The organism is Streptomyces sp. NPDC057743 (assembly GCF_042798755.1).
In the GTDB taxonomy this organism is placed as follows: Bacteria; Actinomycetota; Actinomycetes; order Streptomycetales; family Streptomycetaceae; genus Streptomyces.
This window is the reverse complement of the sequence record NZ_JBHVJX010000013.1, coordinates 178,266-203,758: the sequence shown is the minus strand read 5'-3', so window position 1 is coordinate 203,758 and position 25,493 is coordinate 178,266. Positions and strand designations below refer to the sequence as shown.

General features: G+C 72.8%; 23 protein-coding genes, 1 tRNA gene and 1 riboswitch. Of the genes, 17 read left to right on the top strand and 7 right to left on the bottom strand.

The genetic code is table 11. The annotated features are described in order from the left end of the window. Window positions 1-14 precede the first annotated feature (14 nt). Window positions 15-1,688 (bottom strand): cytochrome c oxidase subunit I, encoded by a 1,674-nt coding sequence (ctaD, locus tag ACFVFQ_RS17545; RefSeq protein ID WP_383416186.1) that lies wholly within the window; start codon window positions 1,686-1,688, stop codon window positions 15-17. Between the two features lie 127 nt (window positions 1,689-1,815). On the opposite strand from ctaD, the gene ACFVFQ_RS17540 reads away from it, so the two are divergent. From ACFVFQ_RS17540 to ACFVFQ_RS17520, 5 genes are all read left to right on the top strand, one after another. After that, the gene (locus ACFVFQ_RS17540) at window positions 1,816-2,355 is read left to right on the top strand and encodes an RNA polymerase sigma factor (protein ID WP_383416183.1); all 540 of its coding nucleotides are present in this window, start codon (window positions 1,816-1,818) and stop codon (window positions 2,353-2,355) included. Beyond that, on the top strand, window positions 2,348-3,385 hold the full coding sequence (locus tag ACFVFQ_RS17535) for a CU044_5270 family protein (protein ID WP_383416181.1): 1,038 nt from the start codon (window positions 2,348-2,350) through the stop codon (window positions 3,383-3,385). The genes ACFVFQ_RS17540 and ACFVFQ_RS17535 overlap by 8 nt, the downstream gene beginning before the upstream one ends. Before the next feature lie 455 nt (window positions 3,386-3,840). Continuing rightward, window positions 3,841-5,316 carry a glycine betaine/L-proline transporter ProP gene (gene proP, locus ACFVFQ_RS17530; protein ID WP_383416178.1) on the top strand — a complete coding sequence of 492 codons (1,476 nt, stop codon included), beginning with the start codon at window positions 3,841-3,843 and terminating at the stop codon, window positions 5,314-5,316. 229 nt (window positions 5,317-5,545) lie between these two features. Then, on the top strand, window positions 5,546-5,875 hold the full coding sequence (locus ACFVFQ_RS17525; RefSeq protein ID WP_383416175.1) for an antibiotic biosynthesis monooxygenase family protein: 330 nt from the start codon (window positions 5,546-5,548) through the stop codon (window positions 5,873-5,875). Window positions 5,876-6,012: 137 nt separating this feature from the next. Further along, a complete protein-coding gene (locus tag ACFVFQ_RS17520; protein ID WP_383416172.1) occupies window positions 6,013-6,576 on the top strand; it encodes a GNAT family N-acetyltransferase in 564 nt (187 codons plus the stop codon). 34 nt (window positions 6,577-6,610) lie between these two features. Here ACFVFQ_RS17520 and ACFVFQ_RS17515 read toward each other — a convergent pair whose 3' ends face one another. Then, window positions 6,611-8,698 (bottom strand): MFS transporter, encoded by a 2,088-nt coding sequence (locus ACFVFQ_RS17515; protein ID WP_383416169.1) that lies wholly within the window; start codon window positions 8,696-8,698, stop codon window positions 6,611-6,613. Between the two features lie 365 nt (window positions 8,699-9,063). Here ACFVFQ_RS17515 and ACFVFQ_RS17510 point away from each other — a divergent pair, with 365 nt between their 5' ends. Further along, complete coding sequence (locus ACFVFQ_RS17510) at window positions 9,064-10,071, top strand: peptidoglycan-binding protein (RefSeq protein ID WP_383416166.1); 1,008 nt, start codon at window positions 9,064-9,066, stop codon at window positions 10,069-10,071. Between the two features lie 293 nt (window positions 10,072-10,364). Next, window positions 10,365-11,027 carry an HAD-IA family hydrolase gene (locus tag ACFVFQ_RS17505; protein ID WP_383416164.1) on the top strand — a complete coding sequence of 221 codons (663 nt, stop codon included), beginning with the start codon at window positions 10,365-10,367 and terminating at the stop codon, window positions 11,025-11,027. A gap of 37 nt (window positions 11,028-11,064) precedes the next feature. Here the strand turns inward: ACFVFQ_RS17505 and ACFVFQ_RS17500 are convergent, their stop codons facing one another. Then, window positions 11,065-11,811, bottom strand: a complete 747-nt coding sequence (locus ACFVFQ_RS17500) for an ABC transporter permease (protein ID WP_383416161.1) — start codon at window positions 11,809-11,811, stop codon at window positions 11,065-11,067. Window positions 11,812-12,113: 302 nt separating this feature from the next. Between ACFVFQ_RS17500 and ACFVFQ_RS17495 the strand changes: the two genes are divergently transcribed. Together ACFVFQ_RS17495 and ACFVFQ_RS17490 are read left to right on the top strand one after the other, a co-directional pair. Then, complete coding sequence (locus ACFVFQ_RS17495) at window positions 12,114-12,578, top strand: DoxX family protein (RefSeq protein WP_383416158.1); 465 nt, start codon at window positions 12,114-12,116, stop codon at window positions 12,576-12,578. Window positions 12,579-12,730: 152 nt separating this feature from the next. Beyond that, a complete protein-coding gene (locus ACFVFQ_RS17490; protein WP_383416155.1) occupies window positions 12,731-13,360 on the top strand; it encodes a DedA family protein in 630 nt (209 codons plus the stop codon). 27 nt (window positions 13,361-13,387) lie between these two features. On the opposite strand, the gene ACFVFQ_RS17485 is transcribed toward ACFVFQ_RS17490, so the two are convergent. Continuing rightward, entirely contained in the window at window positions 13,388-14,323 is a 936-nt protein-coding gene (locus ACFVFQ_RS17485; protein WP_383416152.1) for a universal stress protein, read from the bottom strand. Window positions 14,324-14,577: 254 nt separating this feature from the next. On the opposite strand from ACFVFQ_RS17485, the gene ACFVFQ_RS17480 reads away from it, so the two are divergent. The 5 genes from ACFVFQ_RS17480 to ACFVFQ_RS17460 all read left to right on the top strand — a co-directional run bounded on the left by ACFVFQ_RS17480 (window position 14,578) and on the right by ACFVFQ_RS17460 (window position 19,952). Then, window positions 14,578-15,741, top strand: coding sequence for a methyltransferase (locus ACFVFQ_RS17480; RefSeq protein WP_383416149.1), 1,164 nt, complete (start codon window positions 14,578-14,580; stop codon window positions 15,739-15,741). A gap of 177 nt (window positions 15,742-15,918) precedes the next feature. After that, a complete protein-coding gene (locus tag ACFVFQ_RS17475; RefSeq protein ID WP_383416146.1) occupies window positions 15,919-16,575 on the top strand; it encodes a nucleoside/nucleotide kinase family protein in 657 nt (218 codons plus the stop codon). Window positions 16,576-16,737: 162 nt separating this feature from the next. Then, window positions 16,738-17,415 carry a MarR family winged helix-turn-helix transcriptional regulator gene (locus tag ACFVFQ_RS17470; protein WP_383416143.1) on the top strand — a complete coding sequence of 226 codons (678 nt, stop codon included), beginning with the start codon at window positions 16,738-16,740 and terminating at the stop codon, window positions 17,413-17,415. Further along, complete coding sequence (locus tag ACFVFQ_RS17465; RefSeq protein ID WP_383416140.1) at window positions 17,412-18,260, top strand: alpha/beta fold hydrolase; 849 nt, start codon at window positions 17,412-17,414, stop codon at window positions 18,258-18,260. The genes ACFVFQ_RS17470 and ACFVFQ_RS17465 overlap by 4 nt, the downstream gene beginning before the upstream one ends. Window positions 18,261-18,425: 165 nt before the next feature. Further along, a riboswitch (cobalamin riboswitch) is annotated at window positions 18,426-18,668 on the top strand. Between the two features lie 9 nt (window positions 18,669-18,677). Further along, window positions 18,678-19,952 carry a HoxN/HupN/NixA family nickel/cobalt transporter gene (locus ACFVFQ_RS17460; protein WP_383416137.1) on the top strand — a complete coding sequence of 425 codons (1,275 nt, stop codon included), beginning with the start codon at window positions 18,678-18,680 and terminating at the stop codon, window positions 19,950-19,952. A 164-nt stretch (window positions 19,953-20,116) separates the two neighbouring features. On the opposite strand, the gene ACFVFQ_RS17455 is transcribed toward ACFVFQ_RS17460, so the two are convergent. The 3 genes from ACFVFQ_RS17455 to ACFVFQ_RS17445 all read right to left on the bottom strand — a co-directional run bounded on the left by ACFVFQ_RS17455 (window position 20,117) and on the right by ACFVFQ_RS17445 (window position 21,751). After that, window positions 20,117-20,620 carry a VOC family protein gene (locus ACFVFQ_RS17455; RefSeq protein WP_383416134.1) on the bottom strand — a complete coding sequence of 168 codons (504 nt, stop codon included), beginning with the start codon at window positions 20,618-20,620 and terminating at the stop codon, window positions 20,117-20,119. Window positions 20,621-20,702: 82 nt separating this feature from the next. Next, window positions 20,703-21,254, bottom strand: coding sequence for a DoxX family protein (locus tag ACFVFQ_RS17450; RefSeq protein ID WP_383416131.1), 552 nt, complete (start codon window positions 21,252-21,254; stop codon window positions 20,703-20,705). Between the two features lie 422 nt (window positions 21,255-21,676). Continuing rightward, a tRNA-Val gene (locus ACFVFQ_RS17445) sits at window positions 21,677-21,751 on the bottom strand. Between the two features lie 267 nt (window positions 21,752-22,018). On the opposite strand from ACFVFQ_RS17445, the gene ACFVFQ_RS17440 reads away from it, so the two are divergent. The 3 genes from ACFVFQ_RS17440 (at window position 22,019) to ACFVFQ_RS17430 (ending at window position 25,349) form a co-directional block, all read left to right on the top strand. Beyond that, window positions 22,019-23,341 (top strand): hypothetical protein, encoded by a 1,323-nt coding sequence (locus ACFVFQ_RS17440; protein WP_383416296.1) that lies wholly within the window; start codon window positions 22,019-22,021, stop codon window positions 23,339-23,341. 284 nt (window positions 23,342-23,625) lie between these two features. Beyond that, complete coding sequence (locus ACFVFQ_RS17435; protein ID WP_383416128.1) at window positions 23,626-24,456, top strand: DUF4383 domain-containing protein; 831 nt, start codon at window positions 23,626-23,628, stop codon at window positions 24,454-24,456. Window positions 24,457-24,644: 188 nt separating this feature from the next. After that, window positions 24,645-25,349, top strand: coding sequence for a FadR/GntR family transcriptional regulator (locus ACFVFQ_RS17430; protein ID WP_383416125.1), 705 nt, complete (start codon window positions 24,645-24,647; stop codon window positions 25,347-25,349). Window positions 25,350-25,493 lie beyond the last annotated feature (144 nt).

The window sequence follows — 25,493 nt, the reverse complement described above, 5'->3', positions numbered from 1 at the left end:
CCCCCTCCGTCCCCTCATGCCTCGATCGCGGCCGCGACGTCCGGGTGGTGCAGGTCGAACGCCGGGGATTCGGTGCGGATGCGCGGCAGGCGGTGGAAGTTGTGCCGCGGCGGCGGGCAGGAGGTGGCCCACTCCAGCGAACGGCCGTACCCCCAGGGGTCGTCCACCTCGATCTTCTCGCCGTACTTGGCGGTCTTCCAGATGTTGTAGAGGAACGGCAGGATCGACATGCCGAGCAGGAACGAGAAGAGGGACGAGACGGTGTTCAGGGTGGTGAATCCGTCGGCGGCGAGATAGTCGGGAATGCGGCGCAGCATGCCCTCGGCGCCCAGCCAGTGCTGGACCAGGAACGTGCCGTGGAAGCCGATGAACAGCGTCCAGAAGGTGATTTTCCCCAGCCGCTCGTCGAGCATCTTGCCGGTGAACTTCGGCCACCAGAAGTGGAATCCGGCGAACATCGCGAAGACGACGGTGCCGAAGATGACGTAGTGGAAGTGGGCCACCACGAAGTACGTGTCCGAGACGTGGAAGTCCATCGGCGGGGACGCCAGGATGACGCCGGTCAACCCGCCGAAGACGAAGGTGATCAGGAAGCCGATGGCCCAGAGCATCGGCGTCTCGAAGGAGAGCGAGCCCTTCCACATCGTGCCGATCCAGTTGAAGAACTTCACGCCGGTCGGCACGGCGATCAGGAACGTCATGAAGGAGAAGAACGGGAGCAATACGCCGCCGGTGACGTACATGTGGTGCGCCCAGACCGTCACCGAAAGGCCGGCGATGGAAATCGTCGCGGCGATCAGGCCGATGTAGCCGAACATCGGCTTCCGGGAGAAGACCGGAATGACCTCGGAAATGATGCCGAAGAACGGCAGGGCGATGATGTACACCTCTGGATGGCCGAAGAACCAGAAGAGGTGTTGCCACAGCAAGGCGCCGCCATTGGACGCGTCGAATACGTGGGCACCGAATTTACGGTCCGCCTCCAGGGCGAACAGCGCGGCGGCCAGCACCGGGAAGGCGAGCAGGACCAGCACACCGGTCAGCAGCACGTTCCAGGTGAAGATCGGCATCCGGAACATCGTCATGCCGGGGGCGCGCATGCAGATGATGGTGGTGATGAAGTTGACCGCACCGAGGATCGTGCCGAAGCCGGAGAAGGCCAGACCCATGATCCACATGTCGGCGCCGGCCCCCGGGGAGTGGACGGCGTCGGAGAGCGGGACGTACCCGAACCAGCCGAAGTCCGCGGCCCCTTGGGGCGTGAGGAACCCCCCGACGGCGATCAGCGAGCCGAAGAGGTAGAACCAGTAGGCGAGCATGTTCAGCCGGGGGAAGGCCACATCGGGGGCGCCGATCTGGAGCGGCATGATCCAGTTGGCGAAGCCGGCGAACAGCGGCGTCGCGAACATCAGCAGCATGAGCGTGCCGTGCATCGTGAACGCCTGGTTGAACTGCTCGTTGGAGAGCAACTGGTGGCCGGGGCGGGCCAGTTCGGCGCGCATCAGCAGGGCCAGCAGGCCGCCGACGCAGAAGAAGGCGAAGGCGGTGACCAAGTAGAGCGTGCCGATGGTCTTGTGGTCGGTGGTCGTCAGCCACGTCACCGGGTTCCGCGGCGCGGCGGGCCGGGCGGCGGTGGGCCGCTGCGCCGCGGGCCCGGTCGCCGGGGACGACATTGCGGGGAGCTTCATGCTCCGTTGGTGTCCGGCGGCCCGCGGATCGTCACCGCCGGTGGGCCCGAAGTGGCCGGTGGGGCGGGTGGGATGGGTCACGTGGGTGGGGTGTGAAGATCGGGGCGTTGCCGGACACAGGGGGTTCATGAGCACGGACGACGCCTTCGCCGAGGCCTATCGCGCGCACTACTGGGCGGTCAGCCGCTTCGTGGCGCGGCGGTTGGACGCCCCGGCACACGAGGTCGAGGAGGTGGTGGCGGACGTCTTCTCCATAGCGTGGCGGCGGCGGGCCGAGCTTCCCGATCCGCCGCTGCCCTGGCTGTACGGGGTGGCCCGGAACTGCCTGGCCAATACGGTGCGGGGGATGGGCCGTTACCGGCGGCTGCTGCACCGGCTGGGCCACCACGAGGCGGCGCACGGCCGGCAGACGGTGGCGAGCCCGGACGCCGAGCGGCCCGGTTCCTGGGTGCACGAGGCGCTGGACCGGCTCTCGGCCGCCGACCAGGAGGTGCTGCGGCTGACCGCCTGGGAGGAACTGGGCGTCGAGGAGCTGGCGGTGGCCCTCGGCTGCGGCCGGAGCGCGGCGGCCATGCGGCTGCACCGGGCCCGGCGCCGCCTTCGCGCGGAGATCGACCGCACCCGGACCGCGGTGTCCGTACGAGGAGGAGGCGACGGCCATGAGTGAGGAACTTGAGCTGCTGCGCGCGGCGAACCCGGTGCCGGCCGGCGAAGGGCGGTGGCGGGACCGCCCGTTGGACGCCCCCGCGGAGCGCGCGCTGAACCGGCTGCTGCACGGCGCCCGCACCCGGCGGGCCCGGCGGCGCCTGGTGCTGCGCGCCGAGGCGGCGGTGCTGGCGCTGGTCGCGGTGCTCGCCTTCATGCTCACCGACGCCGGCAGCGGTCGGGCCGTCGCGGCGCCGGCGGCGCTGGTCCCGCGCGCGGGCGGCGCGGCCCCCTCGTTGGACGCGCTGGCCCGCCTCGCCGAGGAACGGGCCAGGGCCGCCGGCCCCGGGGACGGGCCGCGGCGCGGCAGCCATCTGCAGAGCTGGAGCCTGTCCATGGGGACCGGCCCGGACGCGACGCCCCCGGTGACCGTGCCACAGGAGCGGATCACCCGGTGGAACGCCGACGGCAGCGGCTCCGAACTGGTCGTCGCCACCGACCCGCTGCACCCGGGCCGGCCGGTCATCCACGATGCCGGCGGTCAGTGGCGGACCGTCAGCGACGGGAAGGTGCTGCACCGCGCGAGCTATCCGCCCGGTTCCGACGCGGGCCACGACGGCCTGGCCGCCCGGACGCGGCCGCCCACCGACCCCAAGGCGCTGCGCGCGCTGCTGACTTCGCTGTACGGCGCGGCCGGCGTCGACGACAGGAGCGCGGCGGCCGTGCCGCGGCTGCTGATGGCGCTGTCCGCGTTCCGTCAGGAGTGGACGCCGGGGCCGCGGGAGAGCGCCGCGATCGTGCGGGTGTTGGCGGACACCGGGGGCCTGCGGCCGGCGGGCGCGGTCACCGACCGGCTGGGCCGGCGCGGGGTGGCGTTCGTGCACGACGGCATGGCCGGCGCCACCGACGCCGCGGACGCCACCCGCCAGATGGTGATCTTCGATCCGCGCACCGGCCAACTCCTCGGCACGGAGATCACCTTCACCGAGGACCTGCCCGACTTCCGGGTCACCGCGGGAGAGGTGATGTCCTACGAGGCGTGGATGCCGTAGCGGGGCACAGACCCCCAGCGGGACATTGCCCCCTAGCGGTCATTGATCCCGTAAAGCGAGCACCGTCGCAACTGCCCGACTGGCGGGGCTTTGTCCGCTCGTCGATCCTGAAGGAACGCGACGATCCCTCGGCGCGGCGGTGGCCCGTACACCGTCGCGCCGTTTCCGTATGTGAAGGCGCGAACACGCCTCGGAAGCCCCAATTCCGTGTGACCCACGCCACGATGGCGCCCTGGTTGCAGCCAATCTCCGCGACATGGATCACAAACCGACCCCCGTAAAAAAAGTTAGCGGATGCATGTTTACCCAGCGAGGAGCGGGTAGGCGAGTGGCTGCGCATTCGATCGCGCACTGTCCGTGATGACCCGGTCTGCCCGTATGGTCGTCCTTTGCGCCGTCACGCCATGGCGGGGCAGTCCTTGTAGTCGTCCCAGAGAGCGCAGGCGAGCGAACACGTGCCGACGCAGTCCCCCCTCGCACCCGGGTCCCATACCGGCGTCGGCAAGAAGGCCGACGCCGCCTCCCCACAGCAGGAGGCATCCCAGCAGGCACCGGGCGAGGTCACCGTCGTCGACCCGTCGATGGTGAAGCGCGCGGTGTCGGCGGCCGCCCTCGGCAATGCGATGGAGTGGTTCGACTTCGGTGTCTACAGCTACCTCGCGGTCACCCTGGGCCACGTCTTCTTCGCGTCCGGGGACTCGACCACGCAGCTGCTGTCGACCTTCGGCACCTTCGCCGCGGCCTTCCTGGTCCGTCCGATCGGCGGGATGTTCTTCGGCCCGCTCGGCGACCGCATCGGCCGCCAGAAGGTCCTCGCCATCACCATGATCATGATGGCCGTCGGGACCTTCGCCATCGGCCTGATCCCCTCGTCCGACACGATCGGCGTCGGCGCGCCGATCCTGCTGCTCATCGCCCGCCTGGTGCAGGGCTTCTCCACCGGCGGCGAGTACGGCGGCGCCTCCACCTTCATCGCCGAGTACGCGCCCGACAAGAAGCGCGGATTCCTCGGCAGCTGGCTGGAGTTCGGCACCCTCGCCGGCTACGTCGGCGGCGCCGGCCTGGTCACGCTGATGACCGCGCTGCTGTCCACCGACGACCTGTACTCCTGGGGTTGGCGGATCCCGTTCCTGATCGCCGGCCCGATGGGCCTCATCGGCCTGTACCTGCGGATGCGGCTCGAAGAGACCCCGGCCTTCGCCCAGTTGGAGCGGGAGGCGCACGCCAAGGAGAAGGAGCGCCGGCAGGCCGAGAAGCGGATCGGCGTCCGCCAGATGGTCTTCGGCCAGTGGCGCGCGATGCTGTTCTGCGTCGGCCTGGTCCTGGTCTTCAACGTCACCGACTACATGTTGCTGTCGTACATGCCGAGTTACCTCACCTCGGAGCTGAAGTACGACGAGACGCACGGCCTGTTGGTGATCCTGGGCGTCATGGTCGCGATGATGTGCGTCCAGCCGTTCGTGGGCAAGCTGTCCGACCGGTTCGGCCGCCGCCCGGTGATCGGCGCCGGCTGCGTGGGCTTCCTGGTGCTGTCGGTGCCGGCGCTGCTGCTGATCCGGCAGGGCTCGCTGGCCGCCATCGCGCTCGGCCTCGGCGCGCTCGGCCTGCTGCTGGTGTGCTTCACCGCCTCGATGCCCTCGACGCTGCCCGCGCTCTTCCCGACCAAGGTGCGCTACGGCTCGCTGTCGATCGGCTTCAACATCTCCGTCTCGGTCTTCGGCGGCACCACGCCGCTGGTGGTCACCGCCCTCATCGGCGCGACCGGCAACAAGATGATGCCCGCGTACTACATGATGGCGGCCGCCGTGATCGGCGGCATCGCGGTCCTGCTGATGTCCGAGAGCGCCGGCAAGCAGCTGCCCGGCTCCCCGCCGGCGGTGGAGACCGAGGCCGAGGCCCGCAAGCTGACCGGCGCCGCCGCGGCCCGCTGATCGCGCCACGCCTGACACGACGGCCGGGCGCCGGACCTCCAAAAGGTCCCGGCGCCCGGCCGTTTCGTGTTTCCCGCACCCCTCCCCCGGCGCCCTGGCGCCGCTCCCGTTGAGCCGCCCGACCGGCCCGGAGACCGTCCTCACGACGCCTTGACCGGCCGATGTAGCAGACTGCACGCACCCGGTCGATTACGGCGCCGGTAGGCGTCCGGTTTGTGAAAGGTGTCCTGTGCCCAGCATCGTCAAAATCAATGTGCTGACCGTCCCCGCCGAGCAGCGAGAGGTCCTGGAGAAGCGCTTCGCCTCCCGCGCCGGGACGGTGGACTCCGCGGACGGCTTCGAGTGGTTTGAACTCCTGCGCCCCGTCGAGGGCACCGACCAGTACCTCGTCTACACCCGGTGGCGCGACGAGGCGTCGTTCCAGGCGTGGATGGAGGGCCCGATGAAGGCCGCCCACCAGCAGGGCGGCGAGGGCGGCGAGCGCCCCAAGCCGGCCGCCAGCGGCTCGACGCTGTGGTCCTTCGAGGTCGTGCAGCAGGCGGCGCCCAAGAGCGCCTGAGCTCCCCTCCCGTACGCCACGGCCGGCCCTCGGAAGCAACACCGGTGGCCGGCCGCGACGTTGAGCGGCCGCACCGGCGCCCCGGCGCCGGGAAACGCCCTTGCGGATCGCCGCCCCGACCCCGGGAGAATGGCGCCATGTGCGACCGTGCCACCCACCCCTGGACGATCGTTGCCGAGCCGGCTACTTCGCCGCTCGCGCGCGACCTGCTGCGCGAGTACTACACCGACGTGGCCGACCGCTACTACGTGCTGCACGAGGGCCGCCGCTCGACGCCGCAGGAGATCGACGAGGGCGTCGCCGACTATCCGCTCGGCGATCTGGCGCCGCCGCACGGGGAGTTGTTGGTGGCGCGCCGCGACGGGGAGCTGGCCGGGTGCGCCGGGGTGCGGCTGCTGGACGCCAGGACGGCCGAGTTGAAGCAGGTGTTCGTGCGGCCCGGCAGCCGCGGGCGGGGCGCGGCGGGCGCGCTGATGCGCGCCGTGGAGGCGACCGCGAGACGCCTGGGCGCCGAACGCATCCGGCTGGACACCCGGCTGGACCTGACCGAGGCCGTCGCCCTCTACCGCCGGCACGGCTACGCGGAGATCGCCCCGTACCACTTCAACGACCCCTACGCCGAGGTCTTCTTCGAGAAACGACTGACGGCGCCGACGGACGGTGAGCCGGCCAACGGGACGGCACCGCCGGCCAGTTGGTGAAAAGGGGCCGCGGCAACCGGGCGCGGGGTGCCGGCTACTTGGTGAGGTCCGGCGGGCGCGGCGACCGCGCGCGGCCGGGGCTCCGCGGCACCGGCTGGCGGGCGTCGCCGTCGTCCGGCTCCTCCTCGTCCGAGCCGCACAGCTCCGCCGTGAGCTCCTGGACGAGCTCGGTGAGGTCGGTGGGCCGGTCCTTGGTCCACCAGTCGCCCAGCAGCTCCGCCAGCGACTCCTGACGAGCCGTGGAGAGCCGCTCCGCGACCTGGCGGCCGTCGTCGGTGAGCAGCAGCATCAGCCCCTCGCGCTCGGCCAGTCCGCGCTCCTCGATCTGCCGGACGCCCTCGGTGACCACCCCGAGCGGCACCCGGGTGCGTTCGGCGAGCAGCGCCGGCTCCACCGACCCGTAGCGGTGGATGCGCAGCACCAGCCAACTGGCGGCCGGTCTGAGGTCCAGCCCGGCGCGGGCGGTGATCTTCTCGTAGATGTCCTTGCGGCCCGCCATGCTGCCCAGTTTGGACAGCGCGCGGGCGACCTCCTCCCGGGAGGACCGCTGCACCGGGTTGGAACAGAGCACCTCGCTGGTGTCGGGGGCGGTGACGCTGCCGCGCAGCGGCTCCTCCTTGAGGAACCAGGCCAGCACGAAGGCGACCAGGACGACCGGGACCGCGTAGAGGAAGACGTCGGTGATGGAGCTGGAGTAGGCGCCGAGGACGCCGGCGGCCTGCGCGGGCGGCAACGTGCCGATGGTGCGCGGGTCCTGGGCGATCGCCGCCGGCGTCACGCCGGGCGGGAGCGACTGCCCGGCCAGGGCGTCGGCGATCCGCGGGCCGAGCCGTCCCGCGAAGATCGTGCCGAAGATGGAGACGCCGAACGAGGCGCCGATGGAGCGGAAGAAGGTGGCGCCAGAGGTGGCCACCCCCAAGTCCCGGTAGGGGACGGCGTTCTGCACGATCAGCACCAGCACCTGCATGACCAGGCCGAGCCCGAAACCGAAGACGAAGAAGTAGATGCTCATCCGGACGACGCCGCTGGACGGGTCGAGCCGGTGCAACAGCAGCAGGCCGAGGGTGACCACGGCGGTGCCGGCTACCGGGAAGAACTTGTAGCGGCCCGTACGGGAGACGATCTGCCCGGACGCGGTGGAGGACAGCAGCATGCCGAACACCATCGGCAGCATGTGCACGCCGGACATGGTCGGCGACACCCGCTGCACGACCTGGAGGAACGTCGGCAGGTACGTCATCGAGCCGAACATCGCGAAGCCGATGACGAAGCCGATGACCGCGCAGAGGCTGAAGGTGCGCAGGCGGAACAGCCGCAGCGGGATGACGGGTTCCGCGGCCCGGCGCTCGACGAGCACGAAGGCCGCGAGCAGCACCGCGCCGAGCCCGGCGAGCAGCGCGGTCTGCCAGGAGCCCCAGGGGTAGCTGACGCCGCCGAGCGAGGTCATCAGGACCAGGCAGGCGGCGACCGCGGCGATCAGGGCGGTGCCCAGGTAGTCGATGCGGTGCGGGGTGCGGCGGGCCGGGATGTGCAGCACGGCGGCGATGACGGCGAGCGCGACGGCGCCGATGGGGACGTTGATGTAGAAGACCCAGCGCCAGCTCAGGTGGTCGACGAAGAGGCCGCCGAGCAGCGGCCCCAGGACGCTGGTGCCGCCGAAGACGGCGCCGAACAGCCCCTGGTAGCGGCCGCGTTCGCGGGGCGGCACGATGTCCCCGACGATCGCCATGGACAGCACGATCAGGCCGCCGCCGCCCAGTCCCTGGAGGGCGCGGAAGCCGATCAGCTCCCCCATGTTCTGCGCGATGCCGCAGAGCACCGAGCCGATCAGGAAGATCACGATGGCGGCCTGGAACAGCTTCTTGCGGCCGTACTGGTCGCCCAGCTTGCCCCATAGGGGCGTGGCGGCCGTCGAGGCCAACAAGTAGGCGGTGACCACCCAGGAGAGGTGGTCCAGGCCGCCGAGGTCGCTGACGATGGTGGGCAGCGCGGTGGCGACGATGGTCTGGTCGAGCGCCGCGATGAGCAAGCCGAGCAGCAGCGCGCCGATCGCGACGAGGACCGTCCGTCGGGAACGGTCCACCTCGCCGGGAACGGCCGGAGCGCCGGTGTCCTGCGCCATGAGCGTCTTCTCCCTTGGGGGCGGGGTGCGGGGTGCTTGCCGGGGGTCGTCCCTTGCGTTTGCTGTGACTGCTTTGGCTGTCCTGACTGCTGTGACTGTCGTGATTGCGGTGTCTGCGGCTGTGCGTGTGGTGGTGACTGTTGCGGCCGCCGTTGCGGTTCGTGACTCCATCGTGGGCGGTTCCACCCGATATGGCCCGCTGAGGGGCGGGGCGACGACCCGGGGCCCGGTGGCTGCGCCAGGGGCGGCGGACGGTTCGGGCGGTACCGGGATGCGTCGGACGGATGTCGGGGAGCGCCTGCGGGGAGCGGCGACCGCTTGAATAATCGGCTGCCGGTTCACGCCTCCAGAGAGGGGACCTCGCGATGGCAGCAGCCACCTGCCCGCACTGCTTCGCCCCGGTACGCGGGGACGGCCGGCCGAGCTGTCTGTGCGCGGCGGCCGAGGCGGAGGACTTCGATCCGCTGCGCGTCCGCCCGTACGTCTCCCTACGGGAGCACCCCTACGCACCGGAGGGGCAGGGCGGGGACGGCGGGGAGGACGGCGGAGGTCGGGCGAGCGGGGGCGAGCGGGGGACCGGCGCCGGTGCCCCGCCCGGCGGTTGGCGGGAGCGGCGGGAGGAGTTGGCCGACTTACCGGGCGTGGACGCCGCGGTCCACCGGGCGCCGCGCCCCACGGGGCCGATATCCAGGACCTTCCTCTCGTCCGGCGCGCCCCCGGAGGGCGCGGCCACGTCTGTGCCACCCCCTGAGGGCGCGGCGCCCCCGCCTCCCTCCGGGCCCGGCCCGGAAGCGCCCGCCGCCACCGGCCCCCGCCGCCCCCGCCTTGCCGTATGGGCCGGCATCGGCGCCGCCGCGGCCGTGGCGGCGCTCGTCGTCGGCACCGTCGCGCTCCCGGTGGGTGGGCGCGACCGCGCGGCGCCCCCGGACCGCGGCCTTGTCCCGCCCACCGCGGCCGCCCCGACCCCCGCCACCTCCGCGCCGACCTCCGACCGCCCCTCCCCCACCACCTCGCGCTCCCGCCGACCCCCCAGCATCCCGCCCCGCCCCTACCGGACACGGGTCCTCCCGCCGCCCCCTCCCGTACGGGCGTCCGGCAGCGTCGCGGCCCCCTCGGGCGGCACCTCCCCCAGCGCGCCGCCCACCGGGCCGATCGTGCTCCGCGAGGGCTCCAGCGGCCCGGAGGTGATCGAACTCCAGGGGCGCCTGCGGCAGATGGCGCTCTATACGGGGGCGGCGGACGGCCGTTACGGCGCCGCCGTACGGGACGCGGTGGCGCGCTACCAGGAGAGCTACGGGGTGCGCGGCGATCCGGACGGCGTCTACGGGCCGGCGACCCGCACGTCCCTGGAGGCTCGCACCGCCCCACCGTGAACCGGGAGAGATCCGTCGGCCCGGGAGACCCGTCGCCGGGCGCGCGCCCCGGGTCGTCGGGCACGCGGCATACAGCGCGGCCGACCGGTCCCGCAGACGGACATCTGCCCCGGGCCGTGACGAATGCCATGCCGTTCAGGGGCGTATGCGGTTGTCGGCGCCCCAGGGCTCTTTGTATCGTGAAAAAACAAAGTGGTTCCGCCCGCACCCCCTGACCGGCGGGCGGGGCCACTTGTTCTCTTTTCCGCCGACTGACAGTCCGCTGCCAGCCCTCCGCGCCCAGGAGCCCGCCGATGACGGCCACCACCACGCTCATAGCCCGCGCACTGCTGCTGGACATGGACTCGACGATCGTGAACTCCGAGGCCGTGGTGGAGCGCTGCTGGCGGCGCTGGGCGGCCGAGCAGGGACTGTCGGCCGAGGACGTCCTCAAGGTCGTCCACGGGCGGCAGGGCTGGGCCACGATGGCGGCGCTGCTGCCGGACCGCCCCATGGAGCAGAACCTGGCGGACAACCGCCTGATGCTGGCGCAGGAGACCGCCGACACCGAGGGCGTGGTGCCGGTGCCGGGCGCCCCCGCCTTCATGGCCGCGCTGGCCCGCCTCCCGCACGCCCTGGTCACCTCCGCCGACCGCGCGCTGGCCGACGCCCGGATGGGCGCGGCCGGGCTGCCCATGCCCGAGGTGCGGATCACCGCGGAGTCGGTGAGCGCCAGCAAGCCGGACCCGGAGGGCTTCCTCAAGGGCGCCGCCGAGCTGGGGTTCGCGCCCGAGGACTGCCTGGTCTTCGAGGACTCCGAGGCGGGCATCGAGGCCGGCCGGGCCGCCGGCATGCGGGTCGTCGGGGTCGGCGACCGCGCCGCCCAGTTCGCGCCCACCGCACACGTCCGCGACCTGACCCAGATCCACATCGAGGCCCTGGTGGACGGCGGCATCGCGGTGCGCATCACAGGCTGAGGCGCCCCGGGGTGCGCACCCCGGCGTACGCACCCGGTCAGCCGCCCGTCGGCGCTCGGTGGAGCAGCCCGCGGGCTATCAGCTCCAGGACCACCGCGCAGGACACCGCCTGCACGGCCAACAGCGCGACCAGGACGAAGAGTTGCACGGCGCCGGCCTGTACGGGCGAGGCGCCGCCCAGCAGCATGCCGACGAACGCCCCGGGGAGGGTCACCAGGCCCACCGTGCGGGTCTGGTCGAGCCCCGGCAGCAGCGCGTCGGACGCGGCCGGCCTGGCCACCTCCATGCGCGCCTCCCGCTCCAGTAGGCCGAGCGCCAGCCCCGCCTCGAACTCCCCGTGGCGCGACTGGAGTTCGTCCAGCGCCCGCCGGCCACCGAGGACGGTGGCGGTCAGCGCGCCGCCGATGAGGATGCCGACGACCGGGATCAGGTTGAGGCCGCGCGGCGGCACCAGGCCGGTGAGCAGCAGCACCCAGACGACCGGCAGCACCCCCGCGGCGATCGGCACCGCGGCCCACCACCAGGTGCGGTTGGCGGTGATCCGGCGGCCCGCCGTGCGGACCGCCACCGCAAACATCAGCACCAGGAAGCACAGCAGCCACGGCAGAGCGTGCACGACCCAGCCGATGAGGGAGGAGACGGCGGCGAGTTGGGCCGCCGCGCGCAGGCCGGCGAGGGCGATCGCGCGGGCGTGGCCGAGGCGGGCCAGCGCGGCGGCGGCCACGGCGGCGACGAGCAGGACGGCGAGGACGATCCCCAGGGTGGGGTTGACCGGCAGCAGCACGCGCTCACTGTAGGCGGGTGGCCACGTCCTGGTGAGACGGCCTCCGCGCGCGCATCGCGCCGCCCGCGCGAAGGCCGCGCCGGCGCATCGGGCGACGAGACGGGGCGCACTGCACCGCGCGGTGGCGCGGGCGGCGCCGCGCACCGCGCAAACTCCCGACGGCGCATTGGTTCGGACCAATAGCTCCGCCTTTGCGGCGGAATGTTGAACTTGCAAGCATTAATTAGGTTCCCCTAATCTACAAGACCCCGGTGGGTGCGTCGTCCCCCGCACTCGCCCGTCCCCGACCACAGGAGTCCCAGATGTCCGCTCCCTTGAGCTCCTTCACCCAGCGAACGACCCCGCACGTCCTGGCGCTCTACCGCATCGTCGTCGGGCTGCTCTTCGCCTGCCACGGGGCGTCCTCGCTCTTCGGCGTCCTCGGTGGGGCGATGGGCAACGGCCACACCGTCCCCACCGGCGCCTGGCCCTCCTGGTACGCCGCGGTCATCCAATTCGCCGGCGGCCTCCTGGTGTTGCTGGGCCTGGGTACCCGCCCGGCGGCCCTGATCAGCTCCGGCTCGATGGCCTACGCCTACTTCACGATGCACCAGCCGCACGCGCTGTGGCCGATCCAGAACGGCGGCGAGGCGGCCGCGATGTTCTGCTGGGCGTTCCTGCTGATCGTCTTCACCGGCCCCGGCTCCTGGGCGCTGGACCGGCTCTTCTTCGGCACCCCGGAGCAGCGGCCTGAACCGGCCAGCACGCGCGAGCCGAGCGCCGCCTGACGCCCTCCTGACACCGGCGGTGGGCCGGGGCGGGCCGCTTCCCGCCCCGGCCCACCCGTCCGTTTCGGCCAGGCGTACGCTGTATGGCCGTAGTGCCGCCCCTGCCGCGCCTTAAGCGACGTCGCGGCGGGGTCCGGACCGGGAGCAAGTCGATGGTGGAGAGCCTGGGGTCGCTGAGCGGCACCCCCTGGGTGTACGTGATCGTCGGGCTCTCCGTGGTCCTCGACGTCTTCGTCCCGATCCTGCCGAGCGGGGTCCTGGTGATCACCGCGGCCACCACCGCCGCCGGTTCCGGTACCGCCGACGTCGCCTCCTCCGGCGCCAACCACCTGGCCGAAATGGCCTCGTTGGTGCTCTGCGCCGCCACCGCCTCGGTCCTCGGCGACCTGGTCGCCTACCGGCTGGCCTGGCGCGGCGGCGACCGCTTCGACCGCGCCATCGGCCGCTCCCGGCGGCTGTCCGCGGCCCAGGAGCGACTGGGCGCGGCGCTCATCCGGGGCGGCGGCCCCATCGTCGTGCTGGCCCGTTTCGCGCCCGCCGGGCGCTCCGTGGTCAGCCTGGGCGCCGGGGTGGCGCACCGGACGGCGCGCGAGTTCCTCCCCTGGTCGGCACTGGCCGGCCTGGTATGGGCGGCATACAGCGTGAGCCTGGGCTACTTCGGCGGGCAGTGGCTCGGCGCCTCCTGGGTGAGCACCGCCCTCTCCGTCCTCGCGCTCTTCGTCGCCGGCTCGGTGGCCGCCTACGTCGTCCGCCGCCCCGAGCGGGAGACCGCCGCGCACTGACCGCCGGCCGCCCGCCACGCGCCCGCCTCAGGCCGCGGAATCCCCCTCGTCGGCCGGCGCCTCGGCCGCGTCCTCGTCCCTGGTCTCCGGCACCACGGCGACCGGGCAGACCGCGTGCAGCAGCACCGCGTGCGCCACCGACCCCAGCCGCGGGCCGATCGGCAGCCGGCGCCGGTGCCGGGCCACCACGACCAGATCGCTCGCCGCGGACGCCGCCACCAGCTGCCCGGCGGCGTCCTCCGCACGCAGTTGCACGGTCACCTCGACCTCGGGATGGCGGGCCCGGTGGGGCGCGAGCGCGTCCACCAACTGGACGCCGAGCGCGTCCTCGTACTCCTCCTGCGTGGCCTCGTAGACCGCCGCGTACTCGAAGGCGGGCGGCAGCAGCATCGGCCAGGTGTAGCCGGAGACGACCTGGAGGCGGGCGCCCCGCCGCGCGGCCTCGGCGAGCGCGAAGCCGATCGCGGCGGGCTCGTCACAGGAGGCGTCCACGCCGAGGGTCACCCGCCGCACGGCCGGCGGCACCGCCTCGCCGTCCGGGCCCTGCCGGGTGCCGGCGCGGTCCGGCCGCGGCACCACCACGACCGGGCAGGCGGAGCGGGCGGCGCAGGCCAGCCCGTTGGAGCCGAGCAGCAGACTGGTGAAGCCGCCGCGGCCCCGCGATCCCAGGACGAGCAGCTGCCCCTCGGCCCCGAGTGCGGGCAGCTGGTTGTCGGCCAGCCCGCTCAGGCCGCGGAACTCCACGTCCGGGAGGTCCGCGAGGTAGGGCCGGTCCCGGAGGTCGGCCAGGACCGGGTCGCCGCCCCGTTCACCGGCCGCGGCGCGCTCGGCGGTGGCATACGGCCACACATGCACCACCCGTAGTGGCGCCGACCGCACCCGGGCCGCGTCCGCCGCCCAGCGCAACGCCCGCTCGCTGTCCGCGGATCCGTCGACGCCGACGATGACCGGCAAGCTGCCCATAACGCCTCCACCCTTGAACCCGTGTACGCGGGCGCCTCGCCCGAGTAGGACCGATCTGACCGTACTGCACGCCATTTGACCGGCTCTTCCCATCCTGTCGTCGCGCCAACGGGTGGGGCAGGGCCGAAGGGCCCGCCCCCGGAACCGAGTAGAGTCGAACGTCATCACCACCCCACCCCTCTCCCCAGGGCGCGCTGCCGCACCCGGCGGCACCAGGGCGCGGGTTTCGAACCACTGACGCGAGGCACACCGTGGTGAACCACCCCCCGGTCGTCGAATGGACCGAGGACGACCAGGTCCGCACCGCCCGTTGGCGTTCCGAGAACGGCGCCCGGCCGCCCCGGCGGATCGCCCTCGCGGACGACCGCACCCGGGCCGACGACGCCTACCGGCTCGCCTGCGAGGGCACCGCGCTCCTGTGGCGCGGCGACTTCCACAACGCCCGCCAGTTGTTGACCGCGCTGGCCCGCCGGGTGGACCGCCGCCCGCGCAAGGCGCCGCCGGCCGATGTCACCCAGGCGTTCCACCTGCACCGCGCCGCCCAGAACCAGCGCGCCCGCATCCTGGGCATGCTGCTGATCCCGTTGGACGCGCGGTTGGCCGTCCCGCTGCACCGGGCGCCCGACGTCCGCGAGGCGTGCGCCCGGGCCTACGGCGCCCCCGACGAGGCCGAGTTGCCCGCCGGCGCCACCGGGGACACCGCCTCCCTGGTCTCCCTACGGGAACTGCTCGGCGTGATCGGCGCCGACGAATGGCGCCGCAAGGGCGTGGAGATCCCCGCCCTCGGGGGCGACCGGATCCATCCGCACTACGGCGTCTTCTCCCCGGCCCGCGGCGAGTACGTCGACCTGGTAGCCGAGGCCCCGCTGCCGAGCCGGGAGCTGGCGTTCGACATCGGCACCGGCACCGGCGTGCTGGCGTCGGTACTGGCCCGCCGCGGCGTCCAACGGGTGGTGGCCACCGACCAGGATCCGCGCGCCCTGGCCTGCGCCCGGGAGAACACCGAACGGCTGGGCGTCGCGGACCGGGTGGAGATCGTCGAGGCGGACCTCTTCCCGGCCGGCCGCGCCCCGCTCGTCGTCTGCAACCCCCCGTGGGTGCCGGCCAAGCCCACCTCCCCCGTGGAGCACGCGGTCTACGACCCCGGCAACCGGATGCTGCACGGCTTCCTGGCCGGCCTGGCCGACCATCTGACCCCGGGCGGCGAGGGCTGGCTGATCCTCTCCGACCTGGCCGAACACCTCGGGCTGCGGCCGCGCGCCGCGCTGCTCGACGCGTTCGCCGAGGGCGGCCTCACCGTCCTCGACCGGCTCGACATCGCCCCCCGCCACCCCCGCGCCCGCGACACCTCCGACCCGCTCCACGTGGCCCGCGCCGCGGAGGTCACGTCCCTGTGGCGCCTGGGCGCGGAACGGTGAGCGGGGGCGGGGCGCGGGAGCGGGCGCGTTACTGACGGGCGGCGGGGCACGTCCCGTTACTGACGGGCGGGGACACGTCCCGTTGCTGACGGGGCGACGGCTCCTCCTGTCAGCAGCTGGACGGTCTGCTCGGCCGCCCGGTGGCCACCCCGGCCGATCAGGCACGATGGACCCATCATGAACCTCGACGACCTCGTGGCCCGTGCCCGCCGGCTCGCCTCCTCCGCGACGCCCGGCCGGCGCCGGCTGCTCGGCATAGCCGGGCCGCCGGGCGCCGGAAAGTCCACCCTCGCCGTCCGACTGGCGGCGGAACTGACCGGCCAGGCCGCGCTCGTCCCCATGGACGGCTTCCACCTCGCCGAGGCGGAACTGCGCCGCCTGGGCCGCACGGAGCGCAAGGGCGCGCCGGATACCTTCGACCCCGCCGGTTACGCCTCGCTGCTGGCCCGGCTGCGCGCCCCCGAATCCGGTACGCCCGTCTACGCCCCGGCGTTCGACCGCCGCCTGGAGGAGCCGGTCGCCGGCAGCATCCCCGTGGCGCCGCACGTCCCGCTCGTCATCACCGAGGGCAACTACCTCCTGCTGCACTCCGACCCCTGGGCGCGGATCCGCGAACTCCTCGACGAGGTCTGGTACATCGAGCTGGACGGCCCGGAGCGGGTGCGGCGACTGATCGACCGGCACGAGCGGTTCGGTCGACTGCGCACCGACGCCGAGGACTTCGTCCGCACCTCCGACGAGGCCAACGCCCGCCTCGTGGCCGCCACCCGGCCGCGCGCCGACCTCGTCGTCACGTTCACCGACGACGAGGCCCCGCTCCCCCTGGACGACTGACCGCCCGCCGGCGCCCCGCCCCGCCCCGCCCCGCACCAACTCAGCCCCGCGCCACCGCCGTTCCCCACCCGACGGCGGTGGCGCGCGCTTTTCCACACGCCTTCCGAAACGACATCGCAGATGTCATCATGACAACATGAGTGTCGATGAGGGGGGTTCATCATGAGCATCGTCGAAGGGGGTTCCGGTCCGCGCGAGTCGAGCGAGTGGGCCGGTCACCGCGTCGAGGACGGCGGTCGCGGCGCGACCGAGGAGCTGCTGTACGACGTCATCCGGCGGCTGTGGCCGCTGCACCGGACGATCGTGCGCGCGGTGGAGCGCGAGCTCGAAGGGACCGGCATGACCGCCGGCGAGCACGCCCTGCTCGACGCGCTGCGCGCCCAAGGCCCGCGCACCGTCCCGCAGTTGGCGCGCTCGCTGGGGCTGGACCGGCAGCCGGTGCAGCGCTGGGTGAACCACGCGGCGGAGCTGGGCCTGGTCGTGACGGCCCCCAATCCCGCGCACCGCCGCTCGTCCCTGATCCGGCTCACCGACGAGGGCTCGGAGGTGATGCGCGGCATACAGGACGCCGAGGCCGCGGAGCTCCGACACGGCCTGGCCGACCTGTCGAGCGGCGAGGTCCGCACGGCACTGCGGGTCCTCGATCGGCTCGGCGAGGAATTCCGGCACTTGGCGGACGGTTCGCGCGTTCTCCCGGAGGAAAGCGGCAATCCCGAAAAGCGGGACGCCTCATCCATGGACGCCACACCGGCCGCCATACCGCCCGCAATCGGGCACCGGCCCCCGGCGCCCGCCCGTCCGACCGACCGCCCGTCCCGCACAGAACGGCCCGCACGATGACCCACGACTTCCAGGCATGGTCCGAGATCGACAACGACACCGTGCCGGTCGACGACGGCGAGTTGTTCTACGAGACGGCCGGCTCGGGGCCCGCGGTGGTGCTGCTGCACGGCGGGATGCTCGACCAGCACATGTGGGACGAGCAGTTCGCCTGGCTGGTCAACTCCGGCCTGCAGGTGGTCCGTTACGACTCCCGCGGGCACGGCCTCTCCTCCACGGTGACCGGCGACTGGGCCAACCACGACGACCTGGTGGCGCTGTTGGACGCGCTCGACATACCGCGCGCCGTCCTGGTCGGCCTCTCACACGGCTCCCGGGTCGCGCTGGACACCGCGCTCGCCCACCCGGACCGGGTCACGGCCCTGTTCCTCGCCTCCCCCGGGATCAGCGGTCGCGCCTTCACGGACCCCTTCATCCTGGAGCACATCCGGGAACAGGTCGCCGCGATCGGCGCACCGGACGGCGCGGAGCGCTATGTGGAGCACTTCCTGCGAATGTGGGTCGACGGGCCGTACCGCACCCCCTCCGCCGTACACCCGGGTTTCCGGGAGCGGATGCGTGCCTCCGCATGCGCCAACGTGGAGGTGCACGCCGACGGCGTGGGCCTGGGCATGCCCCAGGAGGTCGGGGCGTTCGACCGCCTCGACGAGATCCGGGTGCCGACCACCGTCCTCGACGGCGACCTCGACTCCACCGACATCTCCGCCAACGCCCATGCGATAGCGCTACGGGTCCCCGATGCCCGCCGCATACGCATCCCGGGCGCCGGCCACATGGTCAACCTGGAGAACACCCCGCTCTTCGACCAGGAGCTCCACGCCTTCCTGTCCTCCTTGGCGCTCTGACCCGGACCGGGACCTTCCGGGGCCGCCTGGCCGACTCCCACGTCGTGGGTTGACTCCCGCGTCGCGGCCAACTCCCGCGTCGCGGCCAACTCCCGCGTCGTGGCTGGCTCCCACGTCGTGGCTGGCTGGCTCCCGAGGCGCACGACTGGTTCTCGACGGTGCCCGCTAGAGTGACCAGGCCGTGGTGCTCGGGAAGACCGGTGACGGACCTCGTGTCCCAGGCCGGCGCGGCCCTCGCCACTGTGACGGGGAGTTTCCGCCCCTCTCCGTGCGCGCGACCTGCGCGTACGGCGCCACTGACCGCAGCCTGCGGCCGGGAAGGCGGGCGGACGCGCACCCCCTCCCAAGCCCTCGTGCAACGGGAGGTACCCCCAAGCCAGGAGACCGGCCACGGCATCTCACCGAGCAATCCACGAGGTGCTGGAGCGTGATGACCGCATGGCCCTGTCCACCGACCCCCCGGCCAATCCCCCCACTCCCCCAACTCCCTCTTCCTCCCCTTCCTCCCTTTCCTCCCCATCAACTCCCGTAAGTCCCCTGCCCGTCGGCACCCCCGCGGCCGCCGGGTCGTTCCGCTGGCAACGCCGCGACACCGTCCGCACGGCCGGCCTGATGGCGGTGATAGCCGCGCTGCACGTCGTCGCCTTCGGCGTGCTCTTCCTCCTGGTCGTGCCGGGCCACTACGCCGTCGGCAGCCAGGTGTTCGGCGCCGGCCTCGGCATCACCGCGTACACCCTGGGTATGCGGCACGCCTTCGACGCCGACCACATCGCGGCGATCGACAACACCACCCGCAAGCTGATGGCCGACGGCAAGCGGCCGGTCTCGGTGGGCTTCTGGTTCGCCCTCGGCCACTCCAGCGTGGTGGTCGTGATGGCCGCGCTGGTGGCCGGCGGCGCCCAGCTCGCCGGCACCCTGATGAACGACGACTCCGCCGCGCACCAGACGCTCGGCCTGGTCGGCACCACCGCCTCCGGCACCTTCCTCTACCTCATCGCCGCCCTCAACCTGGTCGCCCTGATCGGCATCCTGAAGGTGTTCCGGGCAATGCGTTCGGGCACGTACGACGAGCAGGAGCTGGAGGCGCACCTGGATTCCCGCGGCTTCATGAACCGCGTCCTGGGCCGCCTCACCAAGTCCGTCAGCCGCCCCGGCCAGATGTACCCGCTCGGCTTCCTCTTCGGCCTCGGCTTCGACACCGCGACCGAGGTGACGCTGATAGTGATGGCGGGCAGCGGCGCCGCCGCGGGCCTGCCCTGGTACGCGATCCTGTGCCTGCCGCTGCTGTTCGCCGCCGGAATGAGCCTCTTCGACACCCTCGACGGCACCTTCATGAACTTCGCGTACCAGTGGGCGTTCGCCAACCCGGTGCGGAAGGTCTACTACAACCTCACCATCACCGGCCTGTCGATCGCCGTCGCGTTCCTGATCGGCACCGTCGAGCTGGTGACCGTCCTGCACGACAAGCTGGGCCTCAACGACCCGCTGACCGGGGCGATTTCCGCCCTCAACCTCGACAACGCGGGCTTCGTCATCGTCGGCCTGTTCGTCGTGGTGTGGGCGGTGGCACTGGCGTACTGGCGCCTCGGCGGCGTCGAGAAGCGCTGGGCCGCCCGCACGTCCCCCGCCCACCCGGCCGAGAACACCGCCCCGCCGGCTCCTACCACCACCGACGAGGCGGGCACCTCTTGAGCACGTAGGCGCCCTGCCATGGGCGGTGGTGCCGGCCGCGGCAACCGCACCCGGCCCCCGCCCGACAAACGTGTCGCGGCCCTCCCCACCCATCCCGTGGAGAGGGCCGCGACACGGCCAAGCAGCCACGCAAGAGGCCCCGTAGGCCCCGCCCCCGCGACGCCTCAGGTGGCCGAGCCGGCCGCCGCGCCCGTCAGTAGATCCGGGCCCCAACGCGCCAACTCCGCGGCGAGGTCGAGCGGCAGCACCCGGGCCGCCCCGTCCTCCGGGCCCGGCCAGTCCTCCTTCGGCACCCGCCACATCACCTCGAACTCGTTCCCGTCCGGGTCCCGGGCGTAGAGCGACTTGGAGACGAGGTGATCGCTGGCGCCGACCAGCGCGTCCCGCTCCCGCAGCCGCGCCCCGACCGCCGCCAGATCGCCCAACGACCCGACCTCCCAGGCCAGGTGGTACAGCCCGATCCGGCCGCCCTCCGGGCCCGGGGCGTTCGCCCCCACCGCGAAGAGCCCCAGGTCGTGGTCGTTCTGCGAGCCGGGCGCACTCAGAAAGGCCGCCCGCCCCGGAATCTCCACGTCCACCGTGAACCCGAGCACCTCGGTGTAGAACGCCACCGACCGCGCCACCTCACGGATGTACAACACCGCATGATTGAGCCGCCGTACGGACATCAGCCCTCCGATCTTCCCTCAACTCGTTCCCGCTCCTACGCCACCGCCGCGGGCGGGCCCCCGGCTCCCGGGGGCCCGGACCTCACTTGCGGAGCACCAACACAATGGCCGCGAACACCACGGCCAGGACGAGCGCGCCCACGCCGTACACCAGCCGGTGCGCGCGCAGTACGGGCAGGAAGCGGTCGACGGCGTAACGGCCGGGCCCGGTCAGCGCCAGCGCGGCCGCCCCGGCGGTGAGCAGCAGCTCGTACTCCACGCCCTCGGGCGCGAAGAAGCCGCCGCCCCACTTCACCGCCAGCGCATTGATCATCGTGCCGACCACCGCCGCGCCGGCCAACGGCGTGAGCAGCCCGAGTACCAGCCCGAGCCCGCCGAGCGTCTCGGTAAGGCCGGCGCACACCGCCATCACCTTGCCCGACGGGTAACCGCTCGCCGTGAAGAACTTCGCGGTGCCGTCCAGCCCGCCCCCGCCGAACCAGCCGAACAACTTCTGCGCACCGTGCGCCGCCATGGTCAGCCCGAGGACCAGCCGCAGCACCAGCAGCCCGACGTCATAGCCGTGCTGAGAAGGGGCTTTACGCACCGCGGTACCGGCCGTCTCGGCCGCGGACGCACTGTGGGGGGTTGTCATGACAAACGCTCATTCCATCCGAACCGTCCGACGGACCACCCACGCGGACCGTCGCGTAACTACTCCAACCAATTTACTTGAAAGTTCAAGCCTTCGCGTCCCACGATACACACACAGACAGAAACCCCCAAGGGCAAATCGGCACATTCCACCCACACCCGGAACCGGAACACCCCTCAACCCCGAGCGCATCCGACCTCCAACCAGGCCCTCATGCAGGCGAGTTGAAGCCGATCGAGCACTGAAGCTCCGCGGACACTGAACACATACAGACGCAGCCGCCGACGGCGGACGGCCCCGGAGGCACACGGATACCCGCGGCCGGCCATAAGGAAAGGCGGCACCCGGCGGGCACAGGAAAGACGAAGGCCCAGGCTCCCCGTGGGGGGCCTGGGCCTCGATGACGTCGGTGCCGATGGCACTGGTGGGCACAACAGGATTTGAACCTGTGACATCTGCTTTGTAAGAGCAGCGCTCTACCGCTGAGCTATGCGCCCTGGACGAGCCGACAGACTACCTTGCCGCGGGGGCGGACCTGCAAACCCGGCCGTGGGACAGCGGGCGGGCGGGGTCGTGGCGGGTGGGCGTGAACTCTGCGGGCGGGATGTTCGTTCGGGTGGGTGGGAGAATGTCAGCCGGTCCTGGGGCGATCCGATCGGGAGAGGGATGTGACGGGGACACACATGGAGCCGTGGTCGCGGCCGTCCGGGCGGCGGGACCGCCGTCGCACCCGCGGGAGCCAGGTCCGGCAGGCGGCCCGGGAGATGGTGGGGCTGGTGCTGTTGCCGTTGCCGCTGCTGGTGGCGGTGGCGCCGATGGCGTTCGCCGGGGGCGGCACCCGGCGTTGGTTCGGGGGGCGCGGGGAGAGTCAGCGGGCCGATGCGCAGGCCGCCAAGGACGCCGCGGCGGCCGCGTTCTACGAGCTCGACACCGCCCACCGGGACCTGCGGATCTCGGTGGAGACGGTCACCGCCGTCGACAACTCGCCGCGGGGCCGGCAGGCCGCGGCCGAGTACCAGAGCTTCGGGGCGCGGATCGACCAGGTCAGCCAGGGGTACATCACCGCGGTCGACTCCCATGACCTCGATCGGGACGACATCGACGGTGCGGCGCTGGCACGGGCGCGGGCGGACCTGACCCGGGCCCGGGAGGAGCTGGAGCGGGTCCGGTCGGAGCTGGACTGGTTCGCGCAGAGCCTCGCGCCGTTGCTGGAGAACGCCGAGACCCAGCTGGCGCGGGTCGCGCCGGCCGTGGAGCAGGCCCGGCAGGCGCTGCTGGCGGCGAGCAACGCGCTGGACGCGGTCCGGGCGCAGGGCCTGCGGGCCGACGACCTCGCGGCCCGGTTGGCGGCGCTCGGGCCCGAGTTGACCAAGCTCAACCAGGGGGCCGCGCAGCACGGCGTACCGGAGACCATCCGGCGCGCGGAGGAGGTGCAGCGGCAGGCCGGGGCGCTCCGGTCGGAGGCCGAGCGGCTGCCGGCGACCGCGGCGGAGATCGACAAGCGGTTGGTGTCGCTGCGCACCCGCGCGGAGGCGATCACCACCCGCGCCCAGCAGGTCGCTCCGGTCCTCAGCGAGCTGCGGCGGCGGTACAGCGCGGCGTGCTGGCAGGACCTCCAGAAGGTGCCGGAGCAGGCGATGGACGCCGTCGAGCGGGCCCGGGCCGCGCTCCGGGAGGGCGAGCAGGCCCGCGGGGAGCAGCGCTGGGCGGACGCCACCGACCGGTTGGCGACGGTGCGGGCGCTGCTGAACTCCACCGACGAGGCGGTGTCGGCGGCCGGCGACCGGCTGCGGCGGCTGGACGCGGTGGCGGCCGACCGGCAGCAGGAGATCGAACGGACCCGTTTCGCGATCCGGGACGCGCAGCGACTGGCGATGGCCGGGCGCAGTACGCCCGATCCGCGGCACGCCGGCCCACTGGACGAGGCGGTGGCCCGGTTGGACCGGGCGGTCGCGGGGCTGGAGGGGCGGCACCCGGACTGGTGGCACTTCCTGACCGAGACGGAGGCGGTGCGGGAGACGGCGGCCCGGGTGGTGCAGGAGATCCGGGACCAGCGGGGCGGCGGCACGGGCGCGGGCGGGCGCTGAGGCCGGAGGCCGGCCGGCGGGCGCTAAGGCCGGTGGACGGGCACCGCACCGTTGGCGTGGGCGGGGAAGCGTCCCATCGCGCGCCTCGTCGTGAGGCCCGTCGCGCGCCTCGTCGTGAGGCACCGTCGTGCGGCCCGTCGCGTGTCCTGGCATGCGCCCCCTCCCACCCCCATCCGGCCTCCCGTCCCGCCTCCCGTCCGCAATGGCATGAACGGCGCCGGTGCCCGATGCTGGAGTCGGAGTGACTACGGCCCAGGCGGCTCATCGCGCAAGGGAGGCCGGATATGGCTGCTACCGGTGCAACAGGTCACGGCCTGCACAGGCCCGCGAACCCTCTCAACCGGTTCACGAAGCGCCGCGCCCAGTTCAACAAGCACCTGCCGGTGGACCATCGGCTGAACCAGGTCTACCGCGTCGGCGCCGGGCTGATGGGGCTGGTGCTGGTCGCGTTCGGCGTCCTCGGCCTGACCCACCACATCGGGTTCTTCGACACCGGCGGCGCGACCGTGGCCGGGCTGAGCACCAACGGCTCGCTCAGCGTGCTCTCGATCGTCATCGGCGCGCTGCTCATCGTCGGCATGACGCTTGGCGGGAACTTCGCCTCCACCCTCAACATCGTGCTCGGCGGGCTCTTCCTGTTGAGCGGCTTCGTGAACCTGGGACTGCTCCAGACCGACTCCAACTTCCTCGCCTTCAAGATCCAGAACGTCTACTTCAGCTTCGTGGTGGGGCTGCTCCTGCTGGTGTTCGGGATGTACGGGCGGGTCAGCGGCGGGCTGTCGCACGACAACCCGTACTGGCGCGCCCGGCACCCGGAGGAGGCCGAGCGGTTCGAGAGCGGGCAGTTGCACCCGGTGTCCGGGATGACCGCGGGGCGGCAGTCGGCGCGGGTGCGGATGCAGGGCGCCTGGCACGGCGGCATGGGCTCGCTCGGGCCCGGTACGAGCGTGACCGGTCCGCGCCGGCAGCGCGCCACCGAAGCGCACGCCGCGGCGGGGCCGGAGAAGGCCGCACAGGGCGGCGCGGAGCGGGGGGCGACGGGCTCCGGCGCCGGGCCGGGCGGCAGCGGCGGGGCCGGCGGTGCCCCGCCGGCCGGCAGCGCCGAGGAGTTGTGACGGTCGGAAGCCGAGACGGCCAGGAGCGGGCGTGGCCCGGAGGGGGTGTCCGAACGGATCCCGTAAGGGGCGCGAAGGCCCCCCGTGGGGCCACAACGTGCGGGTGATGGGGGATATTCCGGCCCGCGCCCGCGCCGGGCTTCGGGCGTAGCGGACCGTAGGGGACGTCCGGGTATAGGGGAGCAACCATGGGGCAGTTGGGGAATCCCGGCTCGTACGCGGGGCACGGGCAGCACGGGGCGGCCGTCGAGGCGCTCGCCCAACGGATCGTCACCGGCACCTACGGCGAGGGGGAGGTGCTCGCCCTCCAGAAGGTGATGGCCGAGCTGGACGTCAGCCAGACCGTGCTGCGCGAGGCGGTGAAGGTGCTGGCCACCAAGGGACTGCTCGCCACCCGACAGAACCACGGCACCTACGTCCGGCCGCGGGAGGAGTGGAACCTCCTCGATTCCGACGTGCTGCGCTGGAAGTTGACCGCCGGCGCCTCGTCCGACTTCTACGCCGACATGCTCGAACTCCGCCGGTCGATCGAGCCCGCGGCGGCCGCGCTGGCCGCGGAGCGCCGCACCGACGACGACCTGGAAGCCCTCAACGCCGCGCTCAGCGCGATGTCCGCGACCGAGGACGACCCGGTGCTGCTGGTCCGCGCCGACGCCTCCTTCCACACCGCGCTGCTGCTCGCCTCCAACAACCGCTTCTACGCGCAGATGCACCGGGTGATCGTGCCCGTGATCATCCAGCGCGGGCGGGAGGTCTACGCGTCCGGCAGCGCCTTTGCGCACCCGCACCCCGTGCACGCGGCGGTGGCCGAGGCGGTGCGCGACCGGGACCTGGACGGCGCGTACATGGCGATGCTGGAACTGCTCGACAAGTCGGCGCGCGAGCATCCCTGAGCGCGCTCACGGCCGAGAGCGCAGCTGCCGCCGAGCGGCATGGGTAGACCACCGGGGAACGCGCTCCACGTCCGCCGGCCATCACCCCTCTCGCCCCTCGGTCCCCTCTCCTCGGTGGAAGGACGGTCGCCGCGCCATGGCCCG